Origin of the sequence: Rhodohalobacter sp. 8-1 (genome assembly GCF_038150125.1) — a bacterium.
In the GTDB taxonomy this organism is placed as follows: Bacteria; Bacteroidota; Rhodothermia; order Balneolales; family Balneolaceae; genus SW132.
The window spans coordinates 138,195-159,612 of sequence record NZ_JBBVMF010000011.1 but is presented as its reverse complement, the minus strand read 5'-3'; the positions used below and the strand labels follow the sequence as shown (position 1 = coordinate 159,612).

The window sequence follows — 21,418 nt, the reverse complement described above, 5'->3', positions numbered from 1 at the left end:
TCTGGAAGAGTGCCTTGTAATTCTGACACATGCACTCTGTTTGTAAGGGCTTACGGGACAATAACACCCATCAGAACTTAAAGAGTGACGCAATATCGTGCTAAAGAGTCATACAGAAAAGATTCAGGCAAACATATAGATATCTGATCAGCTATTTCTTTACTTAACCCTGCCCACTGCATCGTCAATTTTTGCTCAATATCCGTTTATTTAAAACTTGCTTAAATTGTGGTCAGGCTATGTCAGATATTGATATCTCTTGATTGTTCTGCAGGAGTGCTTTTCGGAAATAAGTTTATCAGGGTACTGTATATTTCAAGGGCCTTTGAAAGAGCAAATGACCGGCAAAATATTGCATGCTGACCAAATAAACCGAACTGAATCGTTACTATGAAACTTACATTTTTAGGCACGCGCGGATATATTGAAGAAACCAGCTCCGGTCATCAAATGCACAGCTCCCTGATGGTTTCATACAAAGGGAAAGAGGTGATGATCGACTGCGGCCTCGACTGGATTCAGAGATTGAAAGAGATCAACCCTCCGGCAATTGTGCTCACCCACGCCCATCCCGATCACGCTTTCGGACTTCAGAACGGAGCCCCCTGTCCGGTTTATGCGACAACGGAAACACTAGATAAGATCAGTGACTATGGTTTGGATGAGACGTTTGAAGTTAAACCGGGGAAACCATTTGACGTTCGGGGCATAACGTTTACGGCATATTCCGTGGAACACTCTACAAAAGCTCCCAGTGTGGGCTACAAAATAAAGGCGGGAACTCAAACGGTCTTTTACGTACCTGATGTGGTTTATATCCACGATCGTGAAGATGCATTAAGCGGCTGTGATGCCTACATAGGGGACGGTTCCACCGTGAGCACCAGCTTCGTAAGAAAGCAGGGAGAAAACTTGATAGGCCATACTCCCGTTCGCACACAGCTGACCTGGTGCAGAAAATTCGATATCCCGAAAGCTTTTATTACACATTGCGGTTCTGAAATCGTGGAGGGAGGAGAAAAGGTTAAGGAGAAAATCATGCAGGAAGCACAGCAGCGGAACATTGAAGCAGTGGTTGCAACCGACGGCATGGAGCACATACCCCGATGAGCGTCATCTCCGCTGATTTTGGTATTTACAATACCTGAGTTAAAGTAATAAGCATCATTTTATTCATCATCTGTTCAGGAGACTTTCATCTTTTCAAGGTACTTCGCATATGTAAGGTAAACCCTTTTTCGTCATCACATTATCAGGCAGATAAACACCACGCATCTCTCGCCGGCTAATCCCGCACTTTTTACCCGGCCCTATCATAAAATTGAAATGAGATCTGTTTTTCATTCCGGATCTCTTGCGGAAGATTGATTATCAGGCTGCTGTCTCTATATAAATTTTGATGCTTACTGTCGGTTCAGTTTCCCTAAGAACTATAAAGGAATTATACATTTATGAAAAATTGAGCTCAAGCTAACGGATACCATTTTGCCCGGTTCTCAAATTCCAAAGATTTATTGCCAGGTGGTAAAAAGAGGGCTTTGAACTCACGCAGACTAAAATTTAAAATCGTTCACAGACCTATAACAAAAAAAGGCTACCTGAATTATTTAAAAGCATGCCGGCTTTTTTACGCAGGCATAATACAGCGCCGGTACACCATCATTATTATAAATCAATGCTTAAATAAATTACCTGATTATCAATGCCTGCAATACTGCAATGCCTTTCCCCTGCAAGGTCCGGCCAGCCTTTTTCTCCCGGAATTTACCATCACTTCTAAATGATATTCATATTGGAACAGAAATTGTTAAACCTCTCATGCTTTCTGTATACGGACTGCATAAGTCCCAGCCATCGCCTAATCACTGATCTTCTTTATGCCAGCGGTTAAGCGTCAGGCTTATAAAGCTTGTATTCTGAAGCCCGCGTGATTATCCCTTTTTTGAAGACCCGCCGAAGATATTTTCGTCATCGCCTTAATTTGAAGAGAATTGATTTAAATGTTATTCAGACATTTTCAAATCTGTTCATCGCATTTTCCAGCGAACTTTTGATATCCTCAAGTGCATCTTCTGTTTCAGCCTGAAGCTCTTTCCAAGACTCTTCACCGGCTTCTTTTATATCCTCGAGTTTATATTCTGCCGCCTGTCTTTTAGCGCGAAGATCCTGAACTTCGCTGCTGATCTCTTTTTTGGCGTCAGCGCCGGCTTCCTGGGCTTTTGCTTCCAGATTTTTAATTTCCGAATTCCACTCTTTCAGTTTAGCAGCCATTCTATCGATATATTCTCCTCTGTTCATGATGGTCCTCTTTTGGAGTTCGAACTGATTATTTAAGTACCTCTTGTACTTATAAGAATGTATTTTAAATAGGATGCATTCCGTTTGTGTCAGTTCCTGCTCATTTCCAGAAATTGGATCTCATCACAATTTGTAGTGGTCAGCTTTAGCCTGCCAATGGTTAACTAAGGTGAACGGAATGATACTTTATACAGCTGCATTTTAATCGGCCTCGGCGATATAATTCTGTTTCAGATTGGTCGAGTGGCAGTCCGCGCACATCGTGTTCCAGTTCATGGAGCCCCCTGTCCAGTGCATCCAGTCATCAGAGGCATACTTTTCATCAGGCTGCAGGGAAAACCATCGGTTTTCCTCCGTATCCCAGGCAATATGCAGGGCCTGTATTTTGCCGTCCCCAATATTAATCAGGTACTGCTGAAGCGGTTCCCAGCCGAAGGTGTAGTCAATTGTATAGGTTTCAGATTCTCCCTGCTCAGTGGCATCCACCATGTAGTTTTGGCCGTCTCTATAAAAACGATAGCTATTTTCTCCCTGCGAAAATTCTGCGTCCTCAAAATCTCCGCGTACATGTTCGTCATCTGCTTCCCCGATGGCATAATCGTGATGTGACCCTTTCCATGCGTCCCACTCTTGCCCGTGGCACGATTGGCAGGTTTGATCGCCGACAAAGGCGTGATCTCGCGTTACTTCAAAAACGTCCTGGTTGTTATTTTTTAGGTCTTCGCCGGTTTGACCGCAGCTGTACATTAAAAAAAATAAAGCGAGGCTAACCATCAAAAAACCAACGGTAACAATCGGGTTTTGATAAGGAAGCTGTATCATTCTCATCATCCTACCTAAAAAATATTATTCATTGAATAGCGGAAACAGTTCCGAAGGAACATGAGCTTCCCGAAACAGGCTGTCCATCTCATCAACAATTTTAGTATTCTGTCCTTATACATCCGAATCCTCAGGAATGTCCTTTGATAAGTCAAAGTATTCGATAGGAGACTAACCGAAATAGTTGCGATATTTTTGCATTGTTTAGCATGACGATTCTAAAAATTATGCTGAGTCTCCTTCAAAGCTTTTTCCTCACTGCGTCAAACTGCTATCAAGAAGCGTTACCGTTTGTGTATGCCCGTTATTTTCTGCAAAATCTGTGGCTTTCTCACCGTCACTATCTTTTTCTTTCGGGTTGGCACAGTGCTCAAAGATCAGTTCGATTACCTCATGGTTTCCCTCCGCAGCAGCGTACATAAGCGGTGTCCACTTTCCCACTATATCAGAACGATTGACCTTAGCTCCTTTTTTATCTTCTATAATAATATATAGTCATCATTTTGAATTTTTAGTTCGACTAACGATTGGTTAGTAGCTTTTCAGGAGTTTCCAATATCTTTTCAAAAAAATCTGTCATCTGTCTGACTTTTTCCGGGTGTTTCTCTGCCAAATTATTGGTCTCGCCGGAATCATTTTTCAGATTGAACAGATAGGCCTCAGTCGAAACCTGTGTTGTTGTCAGGGGGTTGTCCCGTGAATTATGCTTGTCTTCTATAAAAGCCGGCCGATTACTTGACGCAGGAATCAGTTTCCAGTCACCATGCCTAAATCCGTATAATTGAGATCCTGCTCCTTGTTGCACCAGAAAATCACGCCCTTCACTGCTTTTACCAAGAAGCACCGGCAGCAAATTTTGGCTGTCGCGGCCAGCTTCTTCTGGTAGTTCCGCACCGCTGAGTGCAGCAAGGGTTGCCATTAAATCTACCTGACTGAACATTCCGTCGGTAACCAGCCCCCGGTCAATTCCTGCCGGCCAGCTGGCAATAAACGGCATACGAGTTCCTCCTTCAAAGGCAGTATACTTTCCTCCCCGAAAGGGACCACTTGCCTGATGACCGTTTGCATGTTTTATCGCACCATCTTCGTAACCGTCATCAAAGATCGGCCCGTTATCACTGGTAAAAATCACCAGCGTCTCCTCCCGGATACTCAGATCCTTCAGAGTCTCCATAATCTGGCCAACCACCCAGTCCAGTTCCACTACCGTATCTCCTCTTAACCCGGTCTGGCTCTGTCCAACAAACTGCGGATTCGGCCAGCGAGGAACATGATTCTCATGCAGCGACAAGTACAGAAAAAACGGACCCTCTTTTTCCCTTTCAATAAATTCCTGTGATCGCTCAATAAACAACGGCGCCATCTCCTGATCGTCCCACCAAGCCGATTGCCCGCCATCTTGCCAGCCGATTCGACTAATGCCTTTTACGATCGTGCCCGAATGTTGATCATCGGCTGGATAGTGGACCAGTTCCGGATGGCTGTGGCCGGTAGGCAGGTCCCCGATCTGCTCGCTGTAACTGACGCGTAATGGATCATCTTCCTCACTTAATCCAGTTACATAATGGCCATCTACATATACTGTTGGAACACGGTCGTTGGTCGCAGGCAGCAAAAACGATTCATCAAAGCCCACTTCCAGCGGACCTGGTTTGATTTCGATATTCCAGTCCAGATCGCCCTCGCCTAAGCCTAAGTGCCACTTCCCGACCACCGATGTTCGGTAGCCAGCCCTGCGCAGCATTTCTGGAAGCGTAAAACTGCCGGGTTCAATCAGAAGGGGAGCATTTCCCGGCAGAATCTGTGCGCGTTCATTACGAAAGGCATATTCGCCCGTCAGTAGTGAGTAGCGGCTGGGCGTACAGGTCGCTGCCGTGGCATAGGCAGAGGTAAACCGAATTCCGTCTGCCGCCAACTGGTCGATATGTGGCGTGGGAATCAGTTCCGATCCGTAGGCGCCTATATCCCCATACCCCACATCATCAGCGTAAATGATGATGATGTTGGGCCGTTCTACTTCGTTTCCATTACCGAATTTTTCATCAGATACATGTTCGGCACATCCGGATAAGCCAAACATATAAATAAGTAGGAGCAGCAATACAGCGAAGGAGTTACTCATATCTAAGGTTTTATACATTTTGCATTTCAAAATTTGATGCAACTCCTGCTGTATAGTTCTCATATTATCAGTTCTCTTTAAGCAGATTTACTGTGTCCGTATGGCCATTATTTGAGGCAAAATCTGCAGACGTTTCGCCATCTTTATCTTCGAGTGATGGATCTGCGCCATTGGCCAGTAAAAGTTCTACGACATCATTATTTCCTTCAGCCGCCGCATACATAAGTGCAGACCACTCTTCCACCGAATCCTGCACATTGAGTTCTGCTCCATTTTTAATGAGCAGGCGCACCGTTTCCGGAAAATGTCCGCTTGCGGCGAATATCAGGGATGTCCGGCCTTCATCATTTTCCAAATTTACTTCTGCCCCGTTTTCAATCAGCAAATCAACAACTTTATTATGTCCGTTAAAAGCGGCAAACATCAGCGGCGTCCGTCCCAGGTCATCGGTATCATCCACAGAAATACCTTGCTCAATAGATTCATTTACTATCTGGATATCGCCGCTAAGTGCTGCGGCACGTAAATCGCCCGCAGTCCATTCACCGGCAGCCGGTTGATTTGCAAAGCCAGTATTCGATTCACTTATCTGTTCATTGCTTTCACACGAGAGTGCCGCAAAAGAAAAAACCAGTACTAAAAGCAAGAGTGTAGTCTTCATTGGGTTCATTCTAAGTAATTAATCGGATAACTTTCGCCCATCTATTCAAAGAAAGTCGCCCTGTGCTCTTCGGCGATGCGAATCAATTCGTTTGCAATTCCAGGGTATTCATCGATCACGTTCACTTTTTCATATGGATCCCGAACCATATCAAACAATGCTGTATCAATGCGGGCCTGCTGATAAAGACCTGGCAGCCCGTCTCTCCCCCCAACAGGGCTTGTTCTATAGCCGTGGGGAACGTGCAGCTTCCATTTACCATCACCGCTCATCACTCCCTGGAATTCAGTGCCGTTTGTAAAGGCGTAATACTCCTGCGGAGATTCAGATCCTTCTGGCCCGTGCAGCAGTTTCCAAACGTTTTTGCCATCAATCTCATAATCTGGCAGCTCTGATCCCGTGAGTGCAGCTATAGTTGGCATCAAATCAATTGAAAAGAAGGTATTATGAGAAACAGTACTGGCTTCAATTTCTGATGGAAAAGAAATAATCATAGGGCTTCTGATTCCGCCATCGAATGAGGTTCCTTTTCCTTCCCTAAACGGAGTTTGCCCGGAGTGATTAGCATACGACAACCAGGGACCGTTATCCGATGAGAACAGAATCATAGTATTATCCCTCACACCGTTCTCCTCCAGGGTATTCATAATTTCACCAACCGACCAGTCTATCTCCATCATCACATCACCGTAAAGCCCCGTCCCCGATTTTCCATCAAACTTTTCACTTACAAAGAGCGGCACATGCGGCTGGGGATGTGGCACATAGAGGAAGAAAGGGCCATCGCTGTTGCGGTTAATAAAATCGACCGACTCTTCGGTGAACCACGTTGTGAATTCTGTTTGATGTTCCGCCGTTACCGAATCAATTTCTATTTCACCATTTTTCCAATAGTGCAGCGGAAATTGTCCCCAATACTCCGGATTTTCGGGATGGCCTGCCCACATATCATTAGAGTACATAATTCCGGCCGTTTCATCGAACCCTCGATTATGTGGCCGGGTTTCTTCCTGATCACCCAGGTGCCACTTTCCAAAAAAACCGGTCGTGTATCCATTCGCTTTAAGCATTTCACCCATCGTCATAAAATCGGGATTCAAACCCCGGTCTTTCGGCGGATGAGCATTAAAAAGACCGTTTCGCTCTGGGTAGGTTCCGGTCATCAAAGCAGCCCTTGAGGCCGAACAGATCGCCTGTGGAACGTAGAAATTCATAAATGTGCGCCCTTCTTCTGCTAATGTCTGCACATTGGGTGTGGGATAGCGGGTTTCTGCGTACGGCTTAAAATCTGCATATCCGGCATCATCCAGGAAAATGAGAACAATGTTGGGGGGAGTTTCAGTGGATGCAGCAGGTGTTTGTTCAGGTAACCCGCTGCAACCCGTCGTAAAAAATATAGTTAAAATGACTAATAATATTGTGCAAAGAGTTCTCATTAAAAGCCAAATTAATTATTTAAGGTTTTTTCCCATCCCCTGACAAACCCTATGAACTGAGCGACATCGGTAATATTTTCATACCAGTTGTTTTCATACTCGATAGAGATATTTCCCCCGAAATTTTGACGTTTCAGTTCGGAAAGAACTGCCGGCAGATCAATCACACCGGTTCCGGCAACCGTATCTTCACCCTCGGCTCCCCACTGATCCACATCTGTAAAATGCACGCTTACAATTCGCCCTTCAAGTAACTTTAATGTTTCAACCGGATCGATATCGGATCGAACATAATGACCGATATCTGCACAGACACCCACACGCGAATCTCTTTCCTCAATAAGGCTGTGTACAAATTCCGGATCCCAGTGGCGGTAGTTCGGGCGGTCGGGGCGAGGCGGATGATTATGAACGGCGACTGCTATTCCATACTCCTTCACCATCTGTTCAATCAGGTCCATAGCCTCCTGAGAGGGTTCTGATGTAACGGCTTTTACTCCGAGTTTTTCAGCAAAATCAAAAACTTTTCTGAGTTCTGTTTCATCATTTGGAAGAGGAATATTCCCGTAGTTTACCGCTATAATATCGTGCTCGGCCAGCTTCTTTTTTACGGCTTCAAGCACCTCGTCAGATACTCCCGGGACCAGTCGTATATCATTATCCTCCTCTGGCCACACTTTCTGGCGGTACAATTCAATAACCCTGCCTCCTGCTTTTGCTGTCATCTCAATCGCTTCAAATGCAGAGTAGCGGTTAAACGTGTATGCCTGAGTCCCGAGTGCAAAGCCCCCGATAAGGTGGGTGTCGGGGATGTCGAACTGAACAGACTCAATATCTGTCGAAGCTGCCCCGGCCTGTGAAATCCCCTTTTCAGTAGAAACAAGAGAGAAAAGAAGAAATGTGAGAAAAAAATAGCTGACAGCTGTCAGCCTGGTGTTTTTTTTTCATGACAAAAAATTAAATGTTAATCTTAAATATGCATCAAGCAGTTTCCGGTTCCGCCACTGTTAAGCAAATATGCCGTGATGGAGTGTAATCATATCTTTTCATTTCATTGCATAAAACTGTGTCTTTTATTCACACATTTATTCTATTCATTTCTTACGGTGTCTAATTGTATACTAAATCGCTTGGCAACACAGACTATTTCCACGGTGCTTACAATCCAAATTTATCAACCAGTCTTTCTGAAGCCCGAAAAATGTATCCGGCAGCAGCAGCTTCCTGGTTTTCAAATTCGTCCACAAACCGGCGTATGGTGGTTTTGATTTCTTCAGTTATCAGATTTTCATCAAGGGTCTCAATCAGGTTCAACGCTCTGAGTTTTACGTGGCCGTCAGTATCGGCAAGAGATTCTTCGATCAATTCCATCGCTGCTGACGTTTCTCCTGCTTCCAAGAGCGCTTCGGCAATAGCCGCCTTTACAGCACCCGAAGGATCATCACGCCTTTCCAAAAGTGCTGTTTTATATCCACTGGCAAGATCTCCACTGATTGCCATTCCCATCGCTGCCCAGAAGCGAACGGATGGATCGGAATGATCCAGTCGGCTGACCAGCTCCTCTATATTATTTTCCGGCTGATGGGAAGCGAGCTCAGCAGTTTCGATAATTTCTTCAATCGGCACATCATCTTCACGAACGGCATTGTAAAGCGGCCGGTCGCCCCGCACATCATCCAGGATCCCTTCCGGAATAAATCCGAGGTCTTTGATCTCCCGAACCCATTCGGAGTTCACTTGTCGAAGCCGCAGCAGATCATTCCGATAGGCCGAGTCATCGGCCAGGTTGTTTACGGAGTAAGGATCTTCAGAAATCAAATAGAGCTCTTCAGGCGGTTTGGGTTCAAAAAACTGACTTTGTATCTCATTTAAGTTTCCTGCCTGGTACTCTTCGTCCCAAACCTGCATCGTCGGAGCTTTCCAGAGGTACCATAAATACTGACCATATATCCGCTGGGGCATATAATTTCTAACGTAGAGAAACTTCTGGTCGCGGACTGCCCTGGACAAATCATAGCGTTCATCCATACGCCCACGGTACATATGAATATTTTCACGCGGCGCCGTCTCATGCTCCCCCAAAAACGGCTCTCCGTCCATAAACTCAGGCGGTTCGATGCCAGCGAGGCTTAATAACGTAGCCGGAAAATCTACAAAGGAGACCAGTCGATCTGATCGATTCTCCTCCGGCTTCAGATATTCATATTTGTCCGGGAAATATATAATTAAAGGAACTCTAAGGCCTCGCTGATTCATGAACCGTTTCGCCCCGGGGAGTGCTCCGCCATGATCCCCGTAATAAAAGATGATGGTGTTTTCAGCTTCCCCCAACTCTTCCAGTTCCTGCAGAATCTCTCCAACCTGTTCGTCCATGCGGGTCATTTGATCATAATAGTGCGCCCAGTCTCTTCGAACCGTCTCGTTATCCGGATGATAAGGTGGAACAGGTGCGTTGGCAGGGTCATGAATCAAGGTATCAATCGGGTCATGCAGCCGGCTCTCATGGGTTGTTGTCAAATTTCTGATATGGAAAAACGGCTGTCCTTCTGCCCGGTCGATATAGTGGGCTTTTGTGCTGGACTCATCCCACACCTCCGGTTGGTCAATCGTATTGTAATCTTTCTTCACATTATTTGTGGTATAGTATCCCAGGTCTTTCAGGTAAGCCGGGTAAAAACGAATATTATCCGGAATGGGATAGACGCTTCTCATATTCTCTGTCCCCATCCGGTTGGCGTATGCGCCTGTAATTAATGTAAATCGAGATGGAGCACAAACCGGAGTTGTAGCGTATGAATTCTCATAAACAGTTCCCGCATCTGCGAGCCTGTCCAGGTTGGGAGTGACTGCATAATCGTCTCCGTATGCGCCTATAAACGGGCTGTTATCTTCGCTCGTAATCCACAAAATGTTTGGCAGCTCTTCCGGCCCCGGGTCCGGTTTTGTTTCAGGGTATGGCACACCACAACCATACAGAAAGAGTCCCAGGATAAGGATTAAAGCTACATTTTTGATATGCTGACAAACAGCATTTTTAATAAAATTCATACCGTCTGGTTTTAAACATTACCCGGGATCTGATAATAGAATGTTATCTATGATACTCCGTGCCGATATAAGCATGAAGCGTGCAATTCTCATTAAAAATTCACTCCACAACCTTCACCCGCTTCGACCATGCTTCCCACCGAGCTTGCAGTATTGCTACCGTATCTTGATGGTCAGCAGCAAGATTCTTTATTTCCGTCAGATCGGTGCGCCGGTCATAGAGCTCCCACTCATCGCCCCACTGCACCAATTTCCAATCTTCGGTATGAACCGCACGACCCACATTCCATTCGTAATAGAGAGCGTCATTTCTTGCAACAGAATCTCCTTTTAACAACGGCAACAGGCTGATACCCTCCATCGGATAGAGATCTTCACCTTTGTATTTAGCCGGGTATGTGGCACCGCTTACATCAACAAGGGTGGGCATAATATCTATAAAGTGCAACAGGCTGTGATTGACTTGCCCGCCTTCGAAAATCACATCGGGCCAGTGGACAATAAACGGAGTTGCCGTTCCACCCTCATGAGAATAGTTTTTATATAAACGAAAAGGGGTATTCGCCACGTTTGCCCAGTCTTCTTTTAAGGAAGCCCAGCGGGTCACGGATCCAATTTCTCCTTCCCCAATCTCTACAACCTCAGCCGAAGCCCCATTATCGGACAGGAACATAATCAGGGTGTTATCCAGCTCACCTTGTTCCTCCAGGTATTCCAAAAGCCTGCCGATATTCTGATCCATACGGTCGATCATAGCGGCGTATACCTGCATCCTCCGAACCTGGTCGGCCTTTGTAGAATCATCCAGAGTCTTCCATTGCTGATATGTTGGTTCTGATCGCGGATAGCGTTCGTCGATAAGTCCCATGTCTAATTGTCGTTCATACCGTGCACTCGCTATTGAATCAAAACCTATCTCATAAACTCCCTCATATTTTTTAATATCTTCTTCGAATGCCTGTAATGGATCATGCGGAGCCTGGTATGAGAGATAGAGTAAAAATGGATTGCTGTTATTTTCATAGCGCCCCAGCAACTCCAGCGCCCAATCGGTCCAGGTGTCTGTTCCATAGTAGTCTTCAGGAGGGGTGAATGGAGCGGCCAAGGAATCATCGAATAAAAAAGTGCGCGGATAGTAATTTTCTTTTTGAGCGGGCGGTCCGTGATCGGATTGCCGCTGTTCACCGGGATTAAAGTAGTTGGCTGCGCCGTCACGCAATCCCCAGTAGTGATCAAATCCCCACTCATACGGATTATCAGTTCCGTGGTGTTTGCCCACAAAAATAGTCGTGTAACCAGCGTTACTCAGAACTTCTCCGAACATTACAGCGCTATTCAAATGTCCAGGTGTTTCACCCATACCTACTCGCTGTGCATACTGGCCGGTAAGCAGAACGGCCCTAGAGGGGAAGCATTTGCTTGTATTATGCATCTGGGTAAACCTGATCCCGTTATCGGCAAGACGGTCCAGGTGGGGTGTTTCAATTTCTGAACCGTAGGCACCAATGTCCGAATAACCAAGGTCATCAGCTAAAATAAGGACGATATTTGGAGCACTATTTTGATTCTGGCTGCAACCTGTCGTCATCAACAAGATACCTGCCAGTAAAATCCTAAAGTTATAAAGTACCTTCCCAAAAATAGGTTTCATAATCTATTCAGTCAGATTCTCGCTCAGCCAGTTGGTCTTTAACTTCAACCAGGTTTACTTCATGCCTGTCAATCATCTCCTGGATTTCAGCCAGCACCTCCGGATGTTCGTCGGCTACGTCATACCTCTCCGCCGGGTCCTCACTTAGATTGAATAAGAGCGGGGTGTCATGCACAACTCTCTCACCAAACTCGCCGTAAGCTCCTTCCGTGATATAGTGTGCTTTAAAGTTTCCTTTCCGGGCAGCATACAGAGTCGCTCCCCGGTAAAACAGCATCTCTTTTCGGGGTGATTCACCCTCGCCCATCAAAACATGTGTTAAATTGGCCCCATCTACAATCCGGTCATCCGGTAGAGCTACTCCAGCCAAATGACTCACTGTGGTATAAATATCCAATGCACTTCCGATATCGGTTACTATTCCAGGGCTGATGGTTCCCGGCCACCAAAATATAGCGGGAACACGCATACCTCCCTCCCATGTCATGCCCTTGACGGCACGCAACAGTCCAGCGCTGCCACCGTGCGTTTTAAACACAAGCCAGGGACCGTTATCGGAAGTGAACACAACCAATGTCTGTTCTGCAATTTCAAGTTCTTTCAGTTTGTTTACGATTTGTCCGACACCGTGATCAATCTCTTCAATTACATCGCCATATAGGCCTGCATCGCTGTGGCCGGTAAATTCATCAGAGGCAAAAAGCGGAATATGCGGAAGGCTGTGTGCCAAAAGCAGGAAAAAAGGCTGATCGTGATTTTCTTCGATAAACGAGATCCCCTCTTCTGTATATCGCCGGGTAATGGTGTTTTGATTGGCCGGACGCTCTATAATTTTGGTGTTTCGCATCAGGGGTACGTTGTAATAATCAATAGGGATCTGCTCATCAGCGAACTCGAAATATCCGTCAATGTATTTTCCTCTCTGGGGATTTTCGGCAGTTTGATCCATGTCGTTGGAGTAGGGAATTCCGTAATAGGTATCAAATCCATGATTTGTGGGCAGATACTGTTCATGATGTCCCAGGTGCCATTTTCCGATCATCGCCGTTTGATATCCCGCTTTTTTAACCTGTTCGGCTATCGTGATTTCTCGTTCAGGCAGTCCTCCTTTTGAATTTGGAAAGAGTACCCTTGACACATCACTGGCCATGCCGCTTCGCACAGCATAACGTCCTGTCACCAAACCTGCCCGGCTTGGTGTACAGACACTGGCAGCTGAGTAAAAATTGGTCCACTTCTGCCCTTCCGTCGCCATTTTATCGAGATGAGGCGTTTGAATATTGGGAGCTCCATACGAGCTTAGATCACCATATCCCTGGTCATCGGTAAAAATGACAATGACATTCGGCTTTTTTTGGTCGGTGTTTTGAGCTAAAGAAGGTGAATAAATACATAATCCGGTGAGAGCGGTCAAAACTATTGCCAATTTTTTCATGGAGGCTGATTTTATTCTGAAAAAGTATTTTAGAAATCTCTGGTCAGTACGTTGATTTCGCTGCAAGACGAATAGAAACAATTATCGATGCTTATCACGGTAAAGACAATCATTATAAAAGTCCCGAAGTCTGTCCAGTTAGGATTACAGTAAACTCATCACCACCCAAAACAGAGAATTGATCTTTACTTGAAAGGCATCGGAAGTCTCTTCTATTCCTCACGTTATTGTTCTCATCGAATGAGTACTGATTTATTTTTTCATATCGTTAGCTCCCATCCAGGCTCATACTCCCGTCCCCATATCTTCATTGCCTCCCGGTTGTAGGCGCGGCCGGTTGCAGTATCCACATCAAAAGCCGGGGTGCCTGTACGCCATGCAATATTGGCCAGGTGGCACAGATGGGTGCTTTTGGCCCCCTCGTCAATTGGTGAGTTTTGCTGGCTGGCCGTTCCCCGGATCGTATCCAGAAAGTTGACCACGTGGCGCGTCGACATGCTTCCGCCTCCGCCCAGCGCCGTTCCCTGCTCGTTTCCACCCGACGATTGTTCACTTATCAGGTTACCATCGCGGTCGTAGAGCCTGTACCCGCCGCGGTTCACAAACACAGAGCCTTCCGTCCCGTAAATAATTGTGCCCCTGCCACTGCCGTAGGTATTAAGCCCGTTCCGGCTTTTCCCATCCCAGTTAATCACTTTTTCATTCGGGAATTTAAATGTGGCGTACATGGTATCATACATCGTCCAGCCATCGTCTGGGTAGTGTTGTTTTGCTGCATCTACGTACACATGCTCGGGGTAGTCAACCTGCAGGGCCCACCGTGCGATATCCACCTCGTGAGTGGCGTTGTTTCCGGTCTCCGCCGTGCCCCATTTCCATCCATACCAGTGCCAGTTATAGTCCCATGTATTGTGGTGATACTCCTCGCGGGGAGCCGGCCCCTGGAAAAGATCCCAGTTCAGGTCGGACGGTGGGCTCTGAGGGGTCGGATTGACAACTCTGCCGCGTGCATTACTGTAAAAAGCAACCGCTTTGTAGGCGTGGCCTATCGCACCATTATGAATCTCATTCATAATCTCAATGGTATGCCGGGATGACCGCTGCTGGTTGCCCATTTGCACGACTCTGTCATATTTTTTCTGTGCTTCCACAAGCAGTTCACTTTCACGCGGATTGTGGCTGCACGGTTTTTCCACATACACGTGCTTGCCCGCCTTCAGCGCCATAATCGCCCCAGGTGCATGCCAGTGATCGGGGGTGGCATTATATATCGCATCCACGTCCGGATCGTCAAGTACTACGCGGATATCATCCGTAAGTTCGGGCGTATAAGAAAGGTCATCCTTCAAGGCCTCTGCCACTTTATCCCGCTGACTTTTCTTGACGTCACAAATATAGCTCAGATGGGTATTAAAAGGCTCCGCCAGACTTTCATAATAAGCGCCAACGCGGCGCCCGCATCCCATAAACGCCACATTAATACGGTCATTGGCTCCAATAATCCGTCCATAACTTTTAGCCGACATTCCCAGCGCCAGTCCGCCAGCCCCAAACGTCGCTTGTTTGATAAAATCTCTTCGTGATCCCATAATGTTACCTATTGATTGGTTTAATACTTTGATTTATAATTTCCGGGCCTTAATGCTGCGATAGTGAACCTCGTCCCCGTGATCCTGCAGTAGAAGATGTCCCTGTGGCCACCGGCCAAAATCTTCCCATTCCTGGTATTTACTATAGGCCACCAGGGCAGCAAACATCTGGGAAAACCGGTCATATTCCACCACTTTTACATTATTGAGCCAGTGCTCTACGTGACCATCCGTTGATACTATACGTGCCTTGTTCCACTCGCCCACACCGTTAAACGGTTTGCCGCGTTCAGGGTATTCAAGATTTGTTGCTGCGATCAGATCGTAAAGGGAGCCGACCGTCCGATTCCCGGCCACGCCCATGTCGGCATCGGGGTGCCGCCGGTCATCTAATATCTGGAATTCATTCCCGATGGCAGACCCGGGGCCCTGGTTCAACTCCGGATCGACAAAATATTTGATCCCGCTGTTGGCTCCTTCGGTAATTTTAAACTCCAGCTCCAGCTCGAAATCACTAAATAGATCGGTGGTCACAATATCGCCCGGACCGGTCGCCTCGGCCCCGTCCGTCGCCTGGATCGTCAGCACGCCGTCGTTCATCGTCCAGCCCTGTTCGGGAAAGTGATCCAGTTTAGCCCCGCGCCAGCCGCTGCTCGTTTGCCCATCCCACAACAGGTGCCAGCCGTGCGACTGCTCCAACTGCGTCAGCTGGTTTTTCAGGTAACTGATTTCACGAACCTGCGGATCGGGGGTTCGGCGGTGCTCCTCCAGATTGTCGGTCACAATCCGGATGTCGCGCCATTTGACTTCGGCCCCCACTAATGATTCACCACGAATGGAATGAACCTGCAGGCCAATAAATCCTTCTGACGTCATGTCATCCACCAGGCGGGCGCACTGCACGCCGTTAATCCAGGTATTAATGTCGGAGCCGATCGCCTCGATTCGTACCCTGTTCCACTGGCCAAGCTGAAGAGCACTCCGCGCCTTTTCGTTACTCGACAGTGGGTAAAGCCATCCCCGCCGGGCTTCGTCATAAATACCACCGCTCCAGGCCCGCTGCGACGGATCCAGCTCCATCTGGTAGCCGTGGACCCGGCCGTCCCGATAAGAAGAGACGCTTTTGCTGCGAAATTGCACCCCCGAGTTCATCTGGGTATCCATATAGACCTCAAATTCAAGGATAAAATCCCCGTAGTCTTCATCCGTCGTTAAGAACGAATTAGGCGTATCAGGCACCGCTTTGCCCACAATGGCATTATTTTCCACTCGGTAGTCCGCCTCACCATTAAGCTGCGTCCATCCCTCAAGGTTTTCGCCGTTAAACAGCTGCTGCCAGCCATCCTGGGCAACTAGCGTGATTGGAAATACTAACAGAAAAAGTAAGAGTACTATTTTGAAGATATGCATACCGATAAATTAGGTTTGAAGAATATTTTGATCTTTTAAATCAAATTGGTTGGAAACGCTTTCATTATATCATTTACACTCAGTTTGTAGAAATAATAAATCCTACTTATTGCATATATCCAAGAAAAATTTGTTATAAAAAGTCTAAACCAACATTTGGTCAGTGGAGATTTTTACAAAGCTATCATTCTGCTTCACATGTTTGAGGTTATGAAGGCCTTAGTGAGGCCATTTAACGTCCGGAGATTTTAATCTTCATTCGGAATTCCCATTTCTATCGCATGCTCGTTCTGTTTTAAAATTATCTCTGATTCTTCTCAGGCTGACTTCCCCACCAGTTATTGCCGGGTGAATAGTTAGGCGAGAGATATTCCAATCGCTGCTCTTCCAGCCGTGGCATCAGTTCACTTTCCACAGATTCCAGGTAACGGGCCTCCGCTTCAGGATCATACTGCGGATCTGCTGTTGGAAAGGCCGCCCCCGTCATTTCGAGATACTTTGTTAGTTCATTCCCGAGACGTTCTGCAATATTTCGATGTTTTGAATATAAATCTTCTTCTTCCCCCGGGTCAGATTGGAGATTGTATAATACTTCCAAGCTGTCGGCGTGGTATCGAATCAATTTCCACTGGGCATCACGAATAACTGATGAAGGCCTGCCTCCCTGGTTTCCATAATGAGGATAGTGCCAGTATAGATACCGCTCTTCAATCTCCCTACCCTCCAGAAGCGGCAGCAGACTCACGCCGTCTTCGTGCTCATCCGGACGCAATTCAGCTCCAACAAGGTCAAGAATTGTAGGATAAAAATCGGTTCCGGTAACCGGCGTATCATTCGTATTCCCGTGGTGACTTAGCCACGGCACTTTAATAAAATATGGGACCTTCAGCCCGCCCTCGAATTGGTATCCTTTCCCTCCTCTGAGAGGCTTGTTGGACGTAGCGTAATCATCACCTGCAGCAACACCGCCATGATCAGAAGTAAAAATGATAATTGTATTTTCCTCCAATCCCATCTGCTCAAGTTTGTTCAGCACCTGGCCTACGGCATCATCCATATGCTGAATCAAACCGGCATAAACCGGGTTGTCCTGAACCTGTCGAATCGGGAGAAAGTGCCCCATTTCAAACCCTTTTTCCTCAATTCCCAACTCCTCCGCCTTATTTCTGTATTTCTGCCAGTAGGCCTGGGTGGTTTGAATAGGCGCATGAACGGCGTAAAAAGAGAGGAAAGCAAAAAATGGTTCATTGCCATTTTCTTCAATAAAATCGGATGTCTCCTTTGCCAGTTTTTCAGCAAGACTCATTCCTTCCTCATCCGGGTAATCTTCCATTTTCGGATTGTTGAAGGGCGAAAAGTAACCGCCCGTATAGGGGCCGCCGGATTCAAAACCACCCTGATTTATATCAAAGCCGTGATCTTCGGGGTATGACCCTTCACTGCCAAGATGCCATTTACCGGCAAAAAATGTGGAATATCCCTCTTCTTTGAGTGCTTCAGGAAGAACTACATATTCATGAGGCAGAGATCGACGATAATCGGGCGGAAGCAATTTTGTGTGTCGTTCCCGTGCCCGCCACTCCTCACCTGCTGGTGCCCCGATCCAGTCAGTGATACTGTGACGAGCCGGAGACTTGCCCGACATGATGCTGGCTCTTGACGGACTGCAGACTCGCGATGCCGCATAACCATTCGTAAATATCATGCTCTCTGAGGCAAGAGAATCGAGGGTCGGTGTCTCATAGAATTCACTGCCTAAAGCGCTCATGTCATAAGCCCCGTAATCATCTGCAATGATAAACAGCACGTTTGGCTTCTCCGGGGCTGTCGGTTCAAGCGGTTCTCCAGTGCACGAAACCCCTAAGATTCCGACTGCCCAAAAAAGAAAATAAGTGATTTTTTTCATGACATAAGTTCTACAATTTTTTTAACCACATGGCCCGTTTAGTTCTAAAAAAACATGTAAAAAAGACTCCTTTCCATACCCGGCAAAGATCCCGTTAAAGATAACGGCGGTGATTTTCAATGATCTATAATAGAGATTAATAATCGAACTCAGATTCAACCTATGATTGTCAATTGATTATATAGAATCAAGTTCAATTTAAAACCTAACTGGTTCTAAGAGGATTTTACAAAACCGAGTTGATGAAGATTAATATTTTAATATGCGTATTAGCGTGAATGATTTGAACAAGGCAACGCTATGATTCAACTTTTTTCAGCTTTAGAAACAGGCTATCTATCTCAATCCTCATCATTTTCTGCGCCGGCTCCACCATCGTTTTCGTTATATAAGTCTGATTCAGGATTTCCCCCTGCTATTAAATAGTCGAAAAGTACTCTCAGCTCTTCTGGATTCAATGTGTTAATCAATCCGGGGGGCATCTGGGACGTTTCAACTTTTTCAATCGAAACAACCTGATCGCGGGGCACTGTCGCTGGAGGCTGATCCATATTCTGTGTGTAAATCTCCACTGTATCCCGACGTTTTACAATTTGTCCGGTATACGATTCTCCATTATCGGTCTTTAGCAAATAACTACTGTACTGATCAGAAATCACCCGGCTCGGATGAATAATCTCTTCCAATATTTCTTTTCTACTAAACCTGTTGCTCACACTACTTAAATCTGGCCCAATATTTCCTCCGAAACCACCCGCCCTGTGACAGGATGCGCATAATGTCGCATGGAACAGGCTTCGGCCTCGTTCGAAATTTTGCTCACCTGTTCTTTCATTGCCATCGCTGTTCTGATCGTCATTAAGCACCTCTAAGGCTTCCTCCACAGTCCACTCCCGTCCCGGACCAACGGGCGGATTAATTTCAAAATCAGGTGTTCTGTTCAGGCTTACGCCCGTTAAGTCAGATACTGCTGCTATCTCCTCTTTTGAGGCATTTCTCAGCGCTTCGTCACGCATACGTTCTAAAAAACCGATGTAACTATTACCCCCCATTCCCTGTTCAGACGCTTCATTAATAAATGCAAAGTATTCCCGTCGCTGTTCAGTGGTCCATCCATGAGCCAAATTTCTAAGCATGAATGCATATTCCAATTTATGAACCGGAGGCGGGTTGTTGAGCATCTCCATGATGGTTCCGCCATATTGTTCACTTCTGGCAATCAGTGTGGAATCCCAATCGGGAGCCGGGGGCGTTTTATTATCCTGCAAAAGTGCCAGTGCTTTTCCGATAACACGCGGTTCCTCCAAATAGACCAATAGCCTTATCGCTTCAGTATTCACTCGTACATCCTCGTGGGGTAAATGATTGACTAAAATGTCGCTGATTTCAGACCGCTGTTGATCAGTTGGGTCACCCAGCCGCATAAATAAAAGAGATGCACCTCGCAAATAACCAAGTTTTTGCATGGTGGGCAGTGCATCAAAATTTAACTCTAACAACGATTCAGTTGCACCGTCTCTATACTGTTCAGAACCGGCCCTGGCCAATGCGACCAAAGCTGTAATGCGCGCCTGTGTTCTGACCTCACTCATTGCTTTTTCAGCCCAGGTATCGACCGGCTGCCATTCAACAGCTACCCTGGCGGCATGGCGTATAAATCGATCGTGACTATTAAGATGAGGCCACGACGCACCAAGAGCTTCAGGATCTTGAATTCCATGAAAGGCTTCGAGAGTTTTACGCAGTTCACGCGGATCTTCTGACTCATCGCTATCTTCAAAAAATTCTGTTTCGTCAGCAGAGATATTTCCTTTGTAGACAACCCGATAAAGTGTAGATTCTTTATCCCGTCCCCCCGTTACAAAGTACATGTAACCATCACTACCGATAACAGCATCTGCTAACGGAAGTGGTGAACCAGAAAGAAATTCTTCAACCTCTGCCGTATAACTGGCCCCCTCCGGTTTAATATGAAAAGCATACATCGTTCCAAATGTCCAATCAAGACCAAATAACGCCCGCTGATACTTTGCCGGGTATTTTGCTCCCGTCCCAAATAAGAGGCCAGTAGGTGACCCCGGACCCACGTTAACGACAGGGGGCAAGCTATCTTCATAATACTCTTTCCATTTTCCGCTGCCACTCCGCCAGCCAAAATCACTTCCGCTAACGGCATGAAGCAATCGCGTAGGACGGTACCACGGCATCCCCATATCCCATTCCATATCCGAGTCGTAAGCAAACAGATCTTCATATTGATTTTGAGCGATATCGTAGGTATTCCGATATCCGATACTGATCATGTGCCACTCCGTAGCATCAGAATTGATACGGGCAATATACCCTCCCGGAGCTGTTATTCCCCTGGCATGGCCGCGTGCGTCCCAGTTCCGAGGTAACAATATGTCTTCCTTCCAATTTTTTATGCTGCTTGAGGTATAGGCAGGTGGCGGAGTATGATTCCCGTTTACTACAAAGAGATCGTTATTATCTTGTGCTTTTATGACGGCATGATTTCCATGTTCACCTCTGCCTTCAGGACCGCCAAGGTATTCCAGGATATTAAACAGACCTTTTTCTTCATCATGCTTCATTCTGAATAGACCTCTTCCGTTCACATTTACATAGAAGTTCTCATCTACCCACTGCAACCCTTGCGCACCAGAAATTGGCATTGTAAGTTCTTCTGCAATAACATCTGGATCATCGATGTCCCCGCTAATTTTGACACGGAACATCCCTTTCTTCTCTTGATCGGAAGCGATCAGATGCCCTTTTGGACCTATACTCAAAGCTACCCATGATCCCTGTTGCTCTCGTGGCACCTCATAGATTTTTTGAACCTCAAAACCGGGACGAACTTCTATCGCTTGTGCAAGTGAATCTTTTGCCGCCCCTATATGGTCATTACTACCTTCCGGATGTACGTACTGGGCTTTAAATGCCCCCGTACTTTTCAACAGAAACATTGTTAATAAGAAGAAGAAAATATTCAAAAAGCTCGCTGGTCTACTGAATTTGAAATTCATATAAGACTCCA

15 protein-coding genes are annotated in these 21,418 nt (G+C 46.4%); 1 reads left to right on the top strand and 14 read right to left on the bottom strand.

Annotated elements, in window-relative coordinates; all coding sequences use genetic code 11:
• Positions 1-390 precede the first annotated feature (390 nt).
• Positions 391-1,110, top strand: coding sequence for an MBL fold metallo-hydrolase (locus tag AABW11_RS12690; protein WP_340105481.1), 720 nt, complete (start codon positions 391-393; stop codon positions 1,108-1,110).
• Positions 1,111-2,007: 897 nt separating this feature from the next.
• Here the strand turns inward: AABW11_RS12690 and AABW11_RS12685 are convergent.
• The 14 genes from AABW11_RS12685 to AABW11_RS12620 all read right to left on the bottom strand — a co-directional run bounded on the left by AABW11_RS12685 (position 2,008) and on the right by AABW11_RS12620 (position 21,338).
• A complete protein-coding gene (locus AABW11_RS12685) occupies positions 2,008-2,298 on the bottom strand; it encodes a hypothetical protein (protein ID WP_340105480.1) in 291 nt (96 codons plus the stop codon).
• A gap of 201 nt (positions 2,299-2,499) precedes the next feature.
• Positions 2,500-3,129, bottom strand: coding sequence for a multiheme c-type cytochrome (locus AABW11_RS12680; protein ID WP_340105479.1), 630 nt, complete (start codon positions 3,127-3,129; stop codon positions 2,500-2,502).
• A 246-nt stretch (positions 3,130-3,375) separates the two neighbouring features.
• Entirely contained in the window at positions 3,376-3,603 is a 228-nt protein-coding gene (locus tag AABW11_RS12675) for an ankyrin repeat domain-containing protein (protein ID WP_340105493.1), read from the bottom strand.
• 37 nt (positions 3,604-3,640) lie between these two features.
• Complete coding sequence (locus AABW11_RS12670) at positions 3,641-5,242, bottom strand: sulfatase family protein (protein WP_340105478.1); 1,602 nt, start codon at positions 5,240-5,242, stop codon at positions 3,641-3,643.
• A gap of 67 nt (positions 5,243-5,309) precedes the next feature.
• Entirely contained in the window at positions 5,310-5,903 is a 594-nt protein-coding gene (locus AABW11_RS12665) for an ankyrin repeat domain-containing protein (protein WP_340105477.1), read from the bottom strand.
• Positions 5,904-5,944: 41 nt separating this feature from the next.
• Positions 5,945-7,339: a sulfatase family protein gene (locus AABW11_RS12660; protein ID WP_340105476.1), complete on the bottom strand. Its 1,395-nt coding sequence runs from the start codon at positions 7,337-7,339 to the stop codon at positions 5,945-5,947.
• A gap of 11 nt (positions 7,340-7,350) precedes the next feature.
• Complete coding sequence (locus AABW11_RS12655; RefSeq protein ID WP_340105475.1) at positions 7,351-8,064, bottom strand: sugar phosphate isomerase/epimerase family protein; 714 nt, start codon at positions 8,062-8,064, stop codon at positions 7,351-7,353.
• 433 nt (positions 8,065-8,497) lie between these two features.
• Positions 8,498-10,387 (bottom strand): sulfatase-like hydrolase/transferase, encoded by a 1,890-nt coding sequence (locus AABW11_RS12650; protein WP_340105474.1) that lies wholly within the window; start codon positions 10,385-10,387, stop codon positions 8,498-8,500.
• Between the two features lie 100 nt (positions 10,388-10,487).
• Positions 10,488-12,038, bottom strand: a complete 1,551-nt coding sequence (locus tag AABW11_RS12645; protein WP_340105473.1) for an arylsulfatase — start codon at positions 12,036-12,038, stop codon at positions 10,488-10,490.
• Between the two features lie 7 nt (positions 12,039-12,045).
• Positions 12,046-13,473 (bottom strand): sulfatase family protein, encoded by a 1,428-nt coding sequence (locus AABW11_RS12640; protein WP_340105472.1) that lies wholly within the window; start codon positions 13,471-13,473, stop codon positions 12,046-12,048.
• Positions 13,474-13,733: 260 nt separating this feature from the next.
• On the bottom strand, positions 13,734-15,062 hold the full coding sequence (locus AABW11_RS12635; protein ID WP_340105471.1) for a Gfo/Idh/MocA family protein: 1,329 nt from the start codon (positions 15,060-15,062) through the stop codon (positions 13,734-13,736).
• A 33-nt stretch (positions 15,063-15,095) separates the two neighbouring features.
• Positions 15,096-16,472, bottom strand: a complete 1,377-nt coding sequence (locus AABW11_RS12630; protein WP_340105470.1) for a 3-keto-disaccharide hydrolase — start codon at positions 16,470-16,472, stop codon at positions 15,096-15,098.
• A 301-nt stretch (positions 16,473-16,773) separates the two neighbouring features.
• Positions 16,774-18,378, bottom strand: a complete 1,605-nt coding sequence (locus AABW11_RS12625; protein WP_340105469.1) for a sulfatase — start codon at positions 18,376-18,378, stop codon at positions 16,774-16,776.
• Positions 18,379-18,719: 341 nt separating this feature from the next.
• A complete protein-coding gene (locus AABW11_RS12620) occupies positions 18,720-21,338 on the bottom strand; it encodes a c-type cytochrome (RefSeq protein WP_340105468.1) in 2,619 nt (872 codons plus the stop codon).
• Positions 21,339-21,418: the final 80 nt, after the last annotated feature.

Coding starts and splice junctions, on each gene's coding strand:
- AABW11_RS12690 (WP_340105481.1), top strand. CDS start 391: ATGAAACTTACATTTTTAGGCACGCGCGGATATATTGAAGAAACCAGC.
- AABW11_RS12685 (WP_340105480.1), bottom strand. CDS start 2,298: ATGAACAGAGGAGAATATATCGATAGAATGGCTGCTAAACTGAAAGAG.
- AABW11_RS12680 (WP_340105479.1), bottom strand. CDS start 3,129: ATGATGAGAATGATACAGCTTCCTTATCAAAACCCGATTGTTACCGTT.
- AABW11_RS12670 (WP_340105478.1), bottom strand. CDS start 5,242: ATGAGTAACTCCTTCGCTGTATTGCTGCTCCTACTTATTTATATGTTT.
- AABW11_RS12665 (WP_340105477.1), bottom strand. CDS start 5,903: ATGAAGACTACACTCTTGCTTTTAGTACTGGTTTTTTCTTTTGCGGCA.
- AABW11_RS12660 (WP_340105476.1), bottom strand. CDS start 7,339: ATGAGAACTCTTTGCACAATATTATTAGTCATTTTAACTATATTTTTT.
- AABW11_RS12655 (WP_340105475.1), bottom strand. CDS start 8,064: ATGACAGCAAAAGCAGGAGGCAGGGTTATTGAATTGTACCGCCAGAAA.
- AABW11_RS12650 (WP_340105474.1), bottom strand. CDS start 10,387: ATGAATTTTATTAAAAATGCTGTTTGTCAGCATATCAAAAATGTAGCT.
- AABW11_RS12645 (WP_340105473.1), bottom strand. CDS start 12,038: ATGAAACCTATTTTTGGGAAGGTACTTTATAACTTTAGGATTTTACTG.
- AABW11_RS12640 (WP_340105472.1), bottom strand. CDS start 13,473: ATGAAAAAATTGGCAATAGTTTTGACCGCTCTCACCGGATTATGTATT.
- AABW11_RS12635 (WP_340105471.1), bottom strand. CDS start 15,062: ATGGGATCACGAAGAGATTTTATCAAACAAGCGACGTTTGGGGCTGGC.
- AABW11_RS12630 (WP_340105470.1), bottom strand. CDS start 16,472: ATGCATATCTTCAAAATAGTACTCTTACTTTTTCTGTTAGTATTTCCA.
- AABW11_RS12625 (WP_340105469.1), bottom strand. CDS start 18,378: ATGAAAAAAATCACTTATTTTCTTTTTTGGGCAGTCGGAATCTTAGGG.